Raw genomic sequence first — 13,384 nt, 5'->3', positions numbered from 1 at the left:
CGGACGCATGGAAAATATGGGACGCAAGGCTGCCATCCTCGCCGCTGCCGTCGCGGCCGTCGGCGCTCTTGGGGCAGGGTATTACTACCGTAACGACATTATATATAAAATATGTGACATCGTACATCCCGAATGGAATGAGGGGGAGGCACGGCTCACGGATGATCTCGATCGCCGCTGCAGCCTCCTCAACAACGGCGACGGCACGGAGACCGTGCTCTACGACAACGATACGGCGGTGACCTTCCGGCGCGACGAGGGCGGCGACCTCGTCTGGCTGTACGGCACAGCGAGCATGATCGCCCCTCTGGCGGCAAACTACTTCGCCTTTCACGGATTCTCCTACCCCGGCGGTCACATGGAGCTCGCACAGATGACCTACCGCATCGACGGGGCGCTCACACCGTTGCCCGAGGCCATCCCCGTACGGTCGGGCCGGCATCATCACACGACGGTCATCAATAGCGGCGGCGGTCGCGGAGGAAACAGCGACAACGACAACTATGAGCGGAACAAGAGCCGCCGCATCAAGGACATCAGCAAGCAGTCCGGCTTTGGACGGGCAGGCATCCGCTCCTCCTCGGGAGCATCATGATGCATCCAGCCACCTATATTGATCAGCTCGATTCTTCGATTTTCCCTTTTATTCAATACGCCGACTATCCAGATCGCTACCCCACGCATACAGTGCAGGCGTTCCCGGCATCATTCTATGAGGAGATGCGCACGGCATCGGCAGGGCTGTTCCGCGTCTTCTGCAAGGCCGCCGAGGTGCTCCAACGTGCACCGAACGACTTCGCACGCGCGATGGATATGCCGCGCGAGATCCTGCCCTATCTGCACACGGTGAACGCCTTTCATCTGCCGACGTGGCTCTCGCGGTTCGACTTCGTACTCGACGAGGCGCAGCAGCTGCACATGGTGGAGATCAACGCCGATACGCCGTGCTTCGTCATCGAGTCCTTCTACGCGAACGGTGTCGCCGCCGCATACGACGAACGCCGCGATCCGAACGCGGGGGCGGAGGCGCAGCTGCGCGGCTTTCTCACGGAGGTGCACAACCGTCTCTCCTCCCCCCTCGCCGATCTCGGACGGCGCGCGCTCACACGGCGGCCATTCGTCTTCTCTGCGTTCGACGACTACCCCGAGGATCTCGGGACGACGCTCTACCTCATGCGGCTCATGCAGGAGGGCGTCCCCCACGGCGACATCCGCTTTCTCTCGTTCTATGATCTCGCGATCGACGCGCACGGCATTCCGCTGGACGACAACGCATACGCATCAGCACTCTACCGCCTGCATCCAATGGAGATTCTCGTGGACGAACGCACGGAGGATGATGCACCGCTCGGGACGATGTTCCTCGATCTCTACCGCGCAGGCAGTTTTGCCATGATGAATCCGCCCGAGGCGATTCTCCTGCAAAACAAGTCCTTTATGGCACTGGTCTACGCGCTCGCACGCACGGGGCAGCTCTTGACGCCCGAGGAATGTGCGCTGGTGGAGCGTTACCTCACGCCGTCCTATTTCGAGGACGATTTCGATGCGCTGCGGGACGGCACCTACATCCGCAAGGAGATTTGGGGACGCGAGGGGAAGAACGTCCGCCTCGTCGAGAAGCGCGGCGGGCGCGAAGAGATGGTCTACGAGCGGCAGCCCGACAGCCCCGAGGAGATCATCTGCCGCGCGAGCAAGAAGGCAATGTATCAGGACTTCGTCCGTCAGCCGCGCTTTACGCATACGGTCGACTCGGGCAGCCTCACGGGCTGTCTGACGCTCTCGTGCTTCATGCTCTTCGGCGCCCCGTCCGCCGTGGGCGCACGGTTCTCCCCCGAGGAGATCGCGGGGACAGAGGCTTTCTTCGTCCCATTGGTCATCGCATAGCAAAAGAGGAATAGGCAAATCGCCTATTCCTCTTTTCGATCATCTGTGCTATCATATAGATAACGGCTGATGAGGGTCGGTCTCCCGCAAGGGAGGTGATGTGCGTGACGCTTTACGAAAAGCTATCGCTCGTGCTCGCGGCGGCAACGCTGGTTAGCAGCATCATTTCTATTCTGCTCAATCTTTATTTGACAGAAAAAAGAACCGCCCGCGGTTCGCAGCGGCTCCTTCTTCAAAAATCTAATGATTCTAGAGGAGTGACCGACGCAACCACTCATCAGCCGCTCCTTTATGTCTCTATTATAGATTTCGGCAAAGAAAAAGTCAACCGAGACCTTTTCCTAACGGAACATCTGTGTTGTATTGAGGAAGCACTGATAAATTCGGTACAACCATCTTGACGCATCTTTTTTGCCCGCACTTCGGCGGAAAATCCTCCACAGAGCACCACTCTGCGTCCGGTTTTCCACCTCGTTCGGACGAAAAAATCTACGCCAATCTGGCAGACCTCATTTTATCAGTGATTCCTTGATAATAAGTGACTGACGCCCGTAGGTTTTCTCCCGCGAGGGAGGTGATGTGCATGAGTCTGTACGAAGTACTTTCACTCGTGCTAGCGGCGGCAACGCTCGCGGTCAACATCATATTCTTACTTGTAAAATAGACAAGAAAAAAGAACCTTACGTAAGGTAACGAAGGCTCCTTCTTCAAGTACTGAAGATATAGGGAGAGACCGACGTTCCGACGCGTCAGCCACTCTTTTTCTATCTCTATTATATTCTCCCCACAAAATCCTGTCAAGTGCGCTCGCTGTGCTGCCCCACATAGCTCCCCGCGAGGAATAGGATGAGGGAGGCGGTGATGCCGACAGAGATCGGATGCAGGCCGAGCGGTTTGATCCCGAGTGCCATCGCGGCGCAGTAGATGACCGTGCCGCCCGCCATCGCGGCGAGTGCGCCCGTGCGGTTGGCCCAGCGCGTAAAGAGGCCGAAGACGAGCACCCAGAAGAACGCCGTCTCTAGGCCGCCGAACGCGAACATATTGATGAGCCAGATGAGCGACGGCGGCGACACCGCCAGGAGAAAGACGATCACGCCGAGCACGGCAGTGACCCCCATGGAGAGACGGCGCAGACGCTCCTCGGGAACGTCCCTGCCGTGCTTCTGTGCGTGGTGGAGGTAGACGTCCTTCACCACGGCGGAGGACGCAACGATGAGTACGCCCGAGATGGTTGAGATGGAGGCGGCGAGCGGCCCGATGATCGCAAAGCCGAGCAGCTCCGGCGGCATGACGTGCGCCATGAGCTGCGGGATCACGCTGTCGACGCCCCCGAGTGCCTTTGCCTCCACGCCGAGCACGCCGCGTCCGAGTACGCCGACAAGGTTGACGGCGATGTTCATAAAGGCGATGACCACCGTCCCGATGATCATGGCGCGGTGCATATCACGGCTGCTGCGGTAGCTGATGCCGCGCACGACGGACTGCGGCAGGGCGATGGTGAGTGCCCCCACGAGCAGCCACTGCGAGACATAGAGCGAGATGGGCATGCGCCCCTCCGCCGTTGGGGTCAGCATCGCGGGATGCGCCGTGCGCAGCTGTTCCAAGATCGCTGTGAATCCGCCGCCCGCCGCGAGGACGTAGTAGAACAGCAGGACGATGCCGAGCATCATCACGATCGCACAGCAGGTGTCGGTGAGCGCAACCGCACGGAACCCGCCGATCGAGGTGTAGATGACAACCACGATGCCGAAGAGCACGAGCCCCAGCTCATAGGAGTAGCCCGTCACTGCGGCGAAGAGCTGCGCCCCGCCCACGAACTGCGCGACCATCGAGGCAGCGAAAAAGAGCACGATCACGAACGCCGCGACTGCCGCGAGCGCATCCGACCGATAGCGGTGACGGATGATGTCCACGATGGTGACGGCGTGAATCCGCCGTGCGAGTCGTGCAACACGCGTCCCGAAGATCCCGAGCACAAGGAAGATGGTCATGGTCTGGATGACCGCCATGTAGATCCAGCCGAAACCGATCTCATACGCCATGCCGGGACCGCCGACGAAGGAACTGACCGAGCTGTAGGTCGCGACCATCGTCATCGCGAGCACGAAGCCGCCGAGCGACTGCCCGCCGACGAAGTAGGTTGAGAGGAAGCCGCCCGCCGCACTCTGCCGCCGCACGTAGAAACCGAGCGCGAGCATCCCCGCCATAAAGCCGAGGAGCGGCAGGAGTACCATGAGATTCCCGCTCATCGCGCCCCCCCCTCTCCCGCCTCATCGTCGAGGGGAATATCCTCCGCCGTATGTGCGAGACAGACGGCGAGCACCGCGCCCGTGACGAGCACGCCGACCGACGACGCAACCGCCCAGAGCGGCAGTCCCATGACCGTCACGGAGACGGCAGACAGCCCGAATCCGAGCATGATCCAGATGAGCGCAAAGAGCACGCCCACCGCCGCAGTACGCCTCGCCTCACGGCTGATGGCGTCTGCCCATTTTTCATCCTGCATGATGAACCTCCTTGATACTAAGGAAGCACGGATAAATTCAGCGCGCGTCTCTTGACGCATCTTTCTTGCCCGCTCAATCCCTGCAAATCCTCCACATCGCTTTAGCGATGCGTCCGATTGGGGTCTCTCGTCCGAACAAAAATCTACGCCAATCTGAGGCTCTATTTTATCAGCACTTCCTTAAAGCCCTTCTGCGCATCGTATGGAGCGGCGCAAACACGCTCCCACGAGATGCCGCAGGCGCGCCGTCAGGCGGACATATCCTGCCTGCGGCACGAGATTCATCTTAACACATCTCACATCGCATCGCAAATACAGGAAGCACGGATAAATTCAGCGCGCGTCTCTTGACGCATCTTTCTTGCCCGCACTTCGGCGGAAAATCTACGCCCATCTGACAGACTTCATTGTACCAGCAGCTCCTAAAGTACCGCGGCAATAATTTATTTTATGTAGATTAAAATAAATGTGAAATTTCCTTGATTCTTTGAGAAAAATGCGCTACACTCTTTTTATATGGCAGGATATGCAGGCGATCGGGGAGGAAGAATACCATGTCCATCAAACAAAAGCTGCTGCTTATGGGCGCCGTCATGGCGATCCTTGTCGGCGTGATCTGCGCGGTTGGCTATCACAGGGCACAAAGTGCCCTCGCTGAGAGCACCTCCAACGAGATTGACGCTGCGCTGAACGTCGAAGCTGCATCGCTGAACGGCTGGCTGCTGGAAAGAAAGCAGCTCGCTCAGAGCGCGGCAAATCTGCTCACCGCCATGGCGGGCAATCCCATGGAACATGACCGCAGTCTCATGAGTCTTGCCGCCGGCGACAAGGCGATCCTTGACCTCAGTCACGGTGCCGAAAACGGTACTTTCATCAGCTGGGTGGATGGAGATATCACCGCCGAGATGGATCCGCGCACGCGTGACTGGTACAAAGATGCAAAGGCAGCGGATGCCCCCGGCTTCACCTCAGTGTACCAGGATCCGCTGAACAAAAAGCTGATCATCTCGGCTACCGCTCCCTACCGAACACAAGACGGGACCTTCGCAGGTGCCGTCTGCGCCGACGTCACACTGGACACGCTCTCCGCACGCGTACAGGAACTGAAATACCACGGCGAAGGGAAAGGCGTCATCATCGACCGTACAGGTACCATTATCACGGATGCCGACGGCAATACCCTGCGCAAAGCGTCGGATGATCCCGTCCTCAAGGATCATCTCGCGGAAATGCAGGAGAAAAAACAGGGACACTTCGTCGCCCCCATGGATGATGAGGAGCAGATCATCGCCTATACAACCGTCCCCGAAACGGGATGGATCATCGCCATTGCTGTTCCCGAGCGCGTGGCATTTGCTCAGCTCGCGGATCTGCGCATCTCCTATGCGGGGCTGACCATTGTCGGCATCCTGCTCGTCATCGGCATCATCATCGCCCTGCTGCGCTTTGCCGCGACGATCACAACGGCAACGGAGGAACTCACAGGTCATGTGGATGCGCTTGCCCACGGACGGCTGAACCTCCCCGATCTCCCTGTGAACTCGGACGACGAGCTCGGACGGCTCGCCGCGAACTTCAACACCATGACGAAGAACATCCGTGATCTCATCAAACAGGTCGCATCGACCGCCGAGCAGCTCGCCGCTTCCTCCGAGGAGCTGACGGCAGGTGCACATCAGATGGCAGAGTCCGCCACGGAGATCGCGGGCACGGTCTCCTCCGTCGCGAACGGCACAGAGAAACAGCTCACCTCACTCTCTGCAGCGCGCAGCAGCATCCACAAGGTATCGGACGATATCGGAGCAATGTCTGCGAAGTCTGCTTCCGTCGCAGATGAGTCCGCTGCGACCGCCGAAGCCGCCAAGAAGGGCGCATCCCTGATGAACGACGCCATGGACAAAATGACTGCCATCGAGCAGAGCGTCCAGCGTTCGGCGGAGGTTGTCGAGAAACTCGGCGAGAGCTCCCAGCAGATCGGCGAGATCGTCGAGACCATCTCCGCCATCGCCGAGCAGACGAATCTCCTCGCGCTCAACGCTGCCATCGAGGCGGCACGCGCGGGCGAGACGGGACGCGGCTTCGCTGTCGTCGCCGAGGAGGTCAGAAAGCTGGCGGAACAGTCACGCGACGCCGCCGACCAGATCAAGGAGCGCATCACCTCCGTCCAGAGCGACACGACGCATGCTGTCACTGCCATGCATACAGGCACTGAGGAGGTACAGGTCGGTGCAGGTGCGATCCACGCCGTCGGTGAGCAGTTCGACAGCATCATGCACAAGGTCGATGCGATCAATACGGAGATGGCAGCGATCAATGCGGCGATGCAGGACGTCACAGGCGGTGCGGAGAATGTGGTCAGCGCCACTGATGCCGCCGACGACATCTCCCAGACCACGGCGACACACATGCAGACCATCGCCTCCGCCTCGGAGAGCCAGTCCGCATCGAGCGAGGAGATCGCCGCTGCCTCACAGGCACTCGCAACCCTCGCCACCGACCTGCAGAATACGACGCAGAAGTTTAGATTCTAAATCCCGCATGAAACAAGGGCTGTTGCGCGAAGCTGCAAACTTCGTGCAACAGCCCTCTTTTCGTAAGAAACAATTGCTTTTCACCGAATTCACGGTATAATAACCACAGAACGACCCCAGACAAACGGCGGTGTCTTTTCCCCCGAAAGGGGATGAGCAATAATGAGCGAGATTGGCGCGATCTTATTTCTTGTCGTGGCAACAGGCTACATTCTTGCGATAAACAAAAAGAAATAACCGCCCCTGCTTTGACCGGTGGAGCGGTTAGAAAAAGATAACCTATGATACTGGAAAAACACCGCCTGGGGCGTTCTTTCTATTGTTATTATAACAGACCCCGCACCTGCACGCAAGACAAATCTCACCGCAGAAAGGAAGCCCTATGACGGATATCATCGACCTGCACACCCACACCGTCGCGAGCATGCACGCATACAGCACCATCCGCGAGATGGCTGCAGCCGCAAAGGAGAAGGGTCTCTCCCTCCTCGGCATCTCCGACCACGCGCCCGCCATGCCCGGGACGTTCCATGAGATCTACTTTCACAACTTCAAGGTGATCGGTCACGCCTCGTACGGCGTCGAGATCATGATGGGGGCAGAGCTGAACGTCATGGATGAGACGGGGCGCGTCGATCTCCCCGAAAAGGTGCTGAAAAAGCTCCACTACGGCATTGCGAGCCTGCACGATCTCGTGATCGCCCCCGGCAGCACGGCGGAGAATACGGCGGCGCTCGTCGGCGCAATGAAAAATCCCTACGTCAATATCATCGGTCACCCCGATAATCCCTCCTACCCTGTCGACTTTGACACATTGGCGCGTGCTGCCGCAGCGGAGCACGTCCTCATCGAGATGAACAATTCCTCCCACGACCCGCACGGCAGCCGCCCCGGCAGTGATCGCCTCGCACGCGATCTGCTCGCCGCCTGCCGCCGTCACGGCGCACATATCCTCCTCGGGAGTGATGCGCACATCGACGCAGACGTCGGGGAACACGGCTATACACACGCCATTCTCGATGAGATCGGATTCCCCACAGAGCTTGCGCTCAACGATGATCCCGCACGGCTGAAGGCATGGCTGACGGAGCGCCGTGCAAAAAATAGCGTACAGGGCTTGGATTATTTTTCCTAATTGTTTTGATTTTATCGTAATTTATTTATATTTATCGTTATTTATTGTTTTCATGGATAACGCACGCTTCCGCAGCAAAAAGCACCGATCAAGAATCTCTTGATCGGTGCTTTTTCGTCGCCTCTTACTCCTCGCTCTCCCCCCACGAGGTATCCGTGAAGAGATCGAGCGACTCTCCGGGCAGGGCGCGCTGCGCGGAAATCTCGAACGGAATCTTCTGCGTGCGCACGCACGCAATAGCGAACATATTGATCGCCGTCGACATATTCATCCCGACCGCACCACAGAACTGCTCAAAGCTCTTTTTGAGCTCGGCATCCATGCGGATACTAATGCTGGTCTGTGCCATGTATGCCATCCCCTTTACAAGTTCACACTTTCTTCTAAGAATATCATATTTCGTGCGCCGTTGCAATAGGGAGAGCCGCACAGGCACGCAGTTTTCGCAGGAGATTTGCCTTGCTCTTGGAGAGTGCGCCCGCGCTCGTGCCAAGGAGCACTGCGATACGGCGCAGGGTGAGGTCGCGAAAGTAGTGGAGATCGAGCACCTCCTTCTCTCGCGCCGTGAGGCGGTGCATCGCGCGCGTGAGGATATCCTCGGCGAGGAGCCGCTCCTCCGTCCGCTCCATCGGACGGTCGGCGGCACACCCCCGCCACAGTTCCTGACCGTCCGCTTCCTCCGGCGGTGCACAGGTGCGCGCCCGCCGCCGCAGCTCACGGCGGAACTCCGCGATGAGCGCATGGTGGACGCGCGCCTTGACAAAGCCCGCAAACGGGACACCCTGCTGTGCGTCGTAGTCATGTAGTGCCTCGAGAAAGGCGAGCGCCGCGACGTTCTCCGCCTCTGCCGCGAGCGATGTCCCGCGCAGATACGGCGCATACGCCTCCGCAACGATCAGCCCGCGGTAGCGCACCGTCATCTCCGCCATGGCGCCCGCCTCACCGCGCACGGCGCGCATGATGACAGCGTCTTCCTCCACCTTCGTTAGGGGCGCGTACCTTCGTTTTCCATCGAATACCATTTGATACTCCTCCTTCAAACATTTGTTTTGTTATCTGGAGTATATCAGCTCGATGAACGCCCTGCAAAAGCATCATCCCTGTGATGGCAGAAAAAACCGCAGATTTCTCTGCGGCAGATATTTTTTCGATGGGTTTTTTCACCCATGCAGCATACGCAAAATTTTCTTACGGCAGTTCAGGCGCCGCGAGCGACGCAAGGGATGCACTGATGACGTTCTCGTCGACCTGCTGGATGCAGGAGATGATGTAGTCACGGTTCTCCATGTGGAACGGGATGAGGTGGTGCAGCCGCAGGACGCGCGTGCCATCGGGCAGGCGCTTGTGCAGGAGGATCGTACTCTCCGCATCCGCGTGGAGGAGGAGGCTCTGCAGATGCGCTGTGCTGTAAAAGCGCTGATAGAGCGGCAGCTCGGCGGGGAGCACCATCGCCTTGCCGTAGCGGTCGAGCAACTCCTCAAATGGATCAAATTTGTTGAGATAGCTCGGCTCGGTGACGGAGCAGTACACCTGCGTAAGCCGACGCCGATTGAGGTCGAGAAGATCGACGCGGTCGTAGAGCTCGATGATCTGGTTCATCGCCTCCTGTGTGGAGCCTGCCTCGGCACTGAAGCGCGAGATATTCACAGTCGCCATAAGGAAGACGGCGCGCGTGTCGTCCGCGTCGCGTGCGATGAGCCGCAGGCGGACACTGTTAAAGGAGTTGCGCGTGACGAAATCCGTATAGACCTCGCGCTCTGTGCGGTCCGCCTCCTCGATCATGCGCGCGATCATGCGCCGGTTCTGCTCGAGGCGGCGCTCGTAGTGCGGTGTGTCGACACTCCCATCGTCGAGCTCGATGCTCTTCATGAACAGGCGGAACATGTGGTTCTGATAGAGGTACTTGAACGAGCCGTCGCAGTCCTCGAGAATGGCGAGCGCGAGCGAGTCGCCGATCTCAGGTGAGCCGCGCCGCTCAAGCGGTGTGTTCGAGAGCACATTGATCGCGCCGACGCGCGCGTAGTAGCTGCCGAGACGGAACGGCTCCACCTTGACCCGCGCCGTGGGGCCATGGCAGTAGGCAATCGCCTCTGCATACGGAATCGGCGGGCTGAAAAGATATCCCTGCACCTTTTCGCAGCCGATTTCCCGCAGAAACTCGAACTGCGCCTCGGTCTCGACGCCCTCGGCGAGCGTGTGCATCCCGAGTTCCTTTGCCATGTTGACGATGGAGCGGATGACAATCGCCGACTTCGGGTTCGTCTCGAACGAGCGCAGGAAGTTCATGTCGATTTTGAGTACGTCAAAGACATAGTCCTTGATGTTGTTCAGCGAGGAGTAACCGCTGCCGAAATCATCCATCCAGACCTCGTAGCCCAGCGCACGGAAGCGCGCGATCTCGCCCTGCAGGAACGTCTCATCGTCGCCCTGCACGCCCTCCGTGACCTCGATGTTGAGCATCTTCCGTGCCACGCCATGGCGCAGGCGGACATCCTCGACCGCCTGCACCATATCCATCAGGCGAAAATCCGCCCGAGAGAGGTTCACCGAGACACGCAGAAGGCTCCAATCCGGTATATCACGCTGAATCTGTACGATGGATGCACAGACCTGATCAATGATGCAGAGGTCAAGCTGCGGCGAGAGATGCGCGTCCTCCAGCACAGGGACGAACACGCCCGGCGAGATGACACCATAGACGGGATCATGCCAGCGCGCGAGTGCCTCGAATCCGCAGATCTCACGCGTCATCGTACGGATCTCGGGCTGGTAATAGACCATGATGTGCCCGCCCATAATTGCCTTGGAAAAATTGCGGACGATGTAGCTGCGGAAGTTGAGCTCCTCCTCCATCGAGGGGTCGAACACCGCCCACACGAGATCATAGGTGTTCTTGATGGTGTTGCAGGCGATCTTGGCGCGATCCACAATGCGCGCGACATCCGTCACATCTGCATCGGGGCGGTAGATGCCCGCCTTTAGCTCGAGCGGAAGATGCGTATCGTAGATGCGGACGTGATCGTGGATGAACTGCACCTGTCGATCCGGCTGCTCGATCGGCGTCGCCACGACGAAGTGATCGTCGTTGAACCGTGAGAGCAGATCCCCCGGAAACGTCTCCCGCAGGAGATCCGCGACATAGCGCAGGAAACGGTTGCCCTGCTGAAAACTGTAGCGCTGATTAAAGCTCTTGAAATTTTCAATATCAAAATAAATGAACGTGAGCGGCCGCGTCATCGGATCCTGCAGATGGAGCGACGCATGCCGCATGAACTGCATCATATTGAGAAGGCCGGTCACAGGGCAGGCCTCTTTTTTACTATAGTTTTCCAGTAATGTTGTTCCCATATTCACCTCACCTACCCCTCTAAGGAATCACGGTCACCCCCACGTCGTCTTTCCCCGTTTTCTGTGCAGCAGTCGCTGCCCGGCTGCGGCGATATGCCCGGTATGATGCAGCAGCCGAACGGGAAAGTCTGGATCTGTGATTTCTCAGAGCGAGATACGCGCGAACTCCTCGACCATGTCGCGCAGGCTCATGCCGCTCGTGCCGCTGAGCACGCCCGAGCGTTCCCCTGGAGCCTGCTTCATCTTGGCGACGATGGCGTCAAAGAGATCGTCCTCAATCGAGCCCGGCACCAGCTGCTCCCAGTTTGCGGCATCATAGGGGCGCTCCTTAACAGCGTTCTCCGGGCGTCCCGTCACCTCAAGTTCGGAGATGAACATAATCTCGCGCCGCTCGGGGCTGATGTAGTAATGCTCCAAAAAGTACTTGTTCGGGCGTACCTTGCCATCCTCGGAAACCGTGCTGCCCGTCGTGTTCTCCACAAGACGCACCCATGCCTCGATCATGCGCTCCCTTCCGCTGTTCGGGCGCAGAACCCAGCGCGAATTCTTCGAATCCAGATAATAGGTAAAGCCGTTGTCCACAAAGAGGGTCTTGTAGCGTGCCTTCTTCTCGCGTTTTTCCTCTGCTTTCTTCGCGTCACGCGCCGCCTTCTGCGCCGCCTTGGCGTCCGCTGCGGAGCGCTTCGCCGCGAGGCGCGCAGACAGCCCCATCGGCGCATCCGCCGTCTCTGCCGTCGCCGTGCCCTGCGCCTGTGCTGCCACAGCCTGTGCGTCCCCTGACGCGGCGGCACTCACGCCGCTGCCGACGGCAAACGCCATCAGCGTCCCGAGCGCGATTCCCTTCCAATATCTCGTCATTCGTCGTCCCGCCCTTCCTGTCATCATTCATCATCGTGTCCGCCGTGCCCGTCCCCACGGGTAGCGTACATGGTGCATCAGCTTATTTATGTCATTCTAATTATTTTCGACACGAACTGCATAAACCCTTTATAAAAAAGGCAGGATTTTTTAGGGAAGCACTGATAAATTCAGCACCGCCATCTTAGCGCATCTTTTTTGCCCGCTTTTTGCCCGCGATCCTCCACATAGCTTTGGCTATGCGTCCGGTTTGCCTCCTCAATCGGACGAAAAAATCTACGCCAATCTGACGGACTTCATTTTATCAGCGATTCCCTAGAAGTACGGGTATTGTATCACACCTCAATATAAAAAGATACTGCTGCACGTTATTTTCCAACTTCGTACAGCAGTCACACTATAAAATTGGTCGCCGCGTCGGTGCTCCCCCGCCGCGCGGATAGGCGGTGGGCGTCTGTCGCTCCTTGGTCACCGTGAGAACCACGCGCACATCGTCGAGCCCGGGCAGATGCACGGGGCGCGCCATAATGCGGCCGCCGCCGAGCACCTCCGCCGCGCGCCGCGCCTCCTTTTGCTCCGCGGCATAGGCGCGCCCCTTCAGCGCGAGCAGGGTGCCGCCGACGCGCACGAACGGCAGCGTATACTCGAGGAGAACGGGCAGCCGTGCCACGGCGCGGCTCACCGCGATATCGTACGCCGCACGGTGCTCCGCCGTACGTGCCGCCTCCTCCGCGCGCGCGTGGATGCAGCGCACATTCTGGAGCCCCATCGCCGCCGTCACCTCCGTGAGAAAGCGCACGCGCTTGTTGAGCGAGTCGAGGAGCGTCACCGTGAGATGCGGCGCATAGACCGCGAGCGGGATGCCGGGGAGTCCCGCACCTGTCCCCACATCGATCAGCGTCCGTGCCCCATCAAAGCGTGCGGCGTCGTACGCCATCAGGCTGTCGATGATATGCTTGACCACGACATCCTCGGGCGCGGTGAGTGCCGTGAGATTCATGCGCGTATTCCAGTCGAGGAGCATTTCATGGTAGACCGAAAACTGCCCAATCTGCTCCGCCGTCAGCGGGATGCCCGCCTCGGCCGCGCGCGCCGCCAGGATCTCCTCAAACGCCGTCATAC

The 13,384-nt window shown here is 59.0% G+C and carries 12 protein-coding genes and 1 pseudogene; 5 read left to right on the top strand and 8 right to left on the bottom strand.

Going from position 1 to position 13,384, the window contains the following annotated elements; all coding sequences use genetic code 11:
• Positions 1 to 7 precede the first annotated feature (7 nt).
• The 3 genes from HMPREF9166_RS08395 to HMPREF9166_RS08385 all read left to right on the top strand — a co-directional run bounded on the left by HMPREF9166_RS08395 (position 8) and on the right by HMPREF9166_RS08385 (position 2,285).
• Positions 8 to 595, top strand: coding sequence for a hypothetical protein (locus HMPREF9166_RS08395; protein WP_006690636.1), 588 nt, complete (start codon positions 8 to 10; stop codon positions 593 to 595).
• Positions 592 to 1,884, top strand: coding sequence for a glutathionylspermidine synthase family protein (locus tag HMPREF9166_RS08390; protein ID WP_009753573.1), 1,293 nt, complete (start codon positions 592 to 594; stop codon positions 1,882 to 1,884). The genes HMPREF9166_RS08395 and HMPREF9166_RS08390 overlap by 4 nt, the downstream gene beginning before the upstream one ends.
• Before the next feature lie 104 nt (positions 1,885 to 1,988).
• A complete protein-coding gene (locus HMPREF9166_RS08385) occupies positions 1,989 to 2,285 on the top strand; it encodes a hypothetical protein (protein ID WP_039981262.1) in 297 nt (98 codons plus the stop codon).
• A 396-nt stretch (positions 2,286 to 2,681) separates the two neighbouring features.
• Here the strand turns inward: HMPREF9166_RS08385 and panF are convergent, their stop codons facing one another.
• Positions 2,682 to 4,133, bottom strand: a complete 1,452-nt coding sequence (panF, locus tag HMPREF9166_RS08375) for a sodium/pantothenate symporter (RefSeq protein ID WP_009753570.1) — start codon at positions 4,131 to 4,133, stop codon at positions 2,682 to 2,684.
• Positions 4,130 to 4,390: a DUF997 family protein gene (locus HMPREF9166_RS08370; protein ID WP_039981260.1), complete on the bottom strand. Its 261-nt coding sequence runs from the start codon at positions 4,388 to 4,390 to the stop codon at positions 4,130 to 4,132. The genes panF and HMPREF9166_RS08370 overlap by 4 nt, the downstream gene beginning before the upstream one ends.
• Positions 4,391 to 4,944: 554 nt before the next feature.
• Here HMPREF9166_RS08370 and HMPREF9166_RS08365 point away from each other — a divergent pair.
• Both HMPREF9166_RS08365 and HMPREF9166_RS08360 read left to right on the top strand, forming a co-directional pair.
• Positions 4,945 to 6,921, top strand: a complete 1,977-nt coding sequence (locus HMPREF9166_RS08365; RefSeq protein ID WP_009753568.1) for a methyl-accepting chemotaxis protein — start codon at positions 4,945 to 4,947, stop codon at positions 6,919 to 6,921.
• Positions 6,922 to 7,303: 382 nt separating this feature from the next.
• The gene (locus tag HMPREF9166_RS08360; protein WP_009753567.1) at positions 7,304 to 8,056 is read left to right on the top strand and encodes a phosphatase; all 753 of its coding nucleotides are present in this window, start codon (positions 7,304 to 7,306) and stop codon (positions 8,054 to 8,056) included.
• Between the two features lie 124 nt (positions 8,057 to 8,180).
• On the opposite strand, the gene HMPREF9166_RS08355 is transcribed toward HMPREF9166_RS08360, so the two are convergent.
• The 6 genes and pseudogenes from HMPREF9166_RS08355 to rsmG all read right to left on the bottom strand — a co-directional run bounded on the left by HMPREF9166_RS08355 (position 8,181) and on the right by rsmG (position 13,382).
• On the bottom strand, positions 8,181 to 8,405 hold the full coding sequence (locus HMPREF9166_RS08355) for a type II toxin-antitoxin system RelB/DinJ family antitoxin (RefSeq protein ID WP_039981258.1): 225 nt from the start codon (positions 8,403 to 8,405) through the stop codon (positions 8,181 to 8,183).
• Between the two features lie 43 nt (positions 8,406 to 8,448).
• A complete protein-coding gene (locus tag HMPREF9166_RS08350) occupies positions 8,449 to 9,078 on the bottom strand; it encodes a sigma-70 family RNA polymerase sigma factor (protein ID WP_039981256.1) in 630 nt (209 codons plus the stop codon).
• 166 nt (positions 9,079 to 9,244) lie between these two features.
• Positions 9,245 to 11,404, bottom strand: a complete 2,160-nt coding sequence (locus tag HMPREF9166_RS08345; RefSeq protein ID WP_009753564.1) for a GGDEF domain-containing phosphodiesterase — start codon at positions 11,402 to 11,404, stop codon at positions 9,245 to 9,247.
• A 144-nt stretch (positions 11,405 to 11,548) separates the two neighbouring features.
• On the bottom strand, positions 11,549 to 12,262 hold the full coding sequence (locus HMPREF9166_RS08340; RefSeq protein ID WP_009753563.1) for a hypothetical protein: 714 nt from the start codon (positions 12,260 to 12,262) through the stop codon (positions 11,549 to 11,551).
• A 150-nt stretch (positions 12,263 to 12,412) separates the two neighbouring features.
• Positions 12,413 to 12,562: pseudogene (locus HMPREF9166_RS13305) on the bottom strand (secretion protein HlyD).
• A 97-nt stretch (positions 12,563 to 12,659) separates the two neighbouring features.
• Positions 12,660 to 13,382, bottom strand: coding sequence for a 16S rRNA (guanine(527)-N(7))-methyltransferase RsmG (gene rsmG, locus HMPREF9166_RS08335; RefSeq protein ID WP_009753562.1), 723 nt, complete (start codon positions 13,380 to 13,382; stop codon positions 12,660 to 12,662).
• Positions 13,383 to 13,384 lie beyond the last annotated feature (2 nt).

This window comes from Selenomonas sp. oral taxon 149 str. 67H29BP, assembly GCF_000146365.1.
Classification (GTDB): domain Bacteria; phylum Bacillota; class Negativicutes; order Selenomonadales; family Selenomonadaceae; genus Centipeda; species Centipeda felix.
The sequence above is the reverse complement of the archived record's forward strand: the minus strand, read 5'-3'. Positions and strand labels throughout refer to the sequence as shown.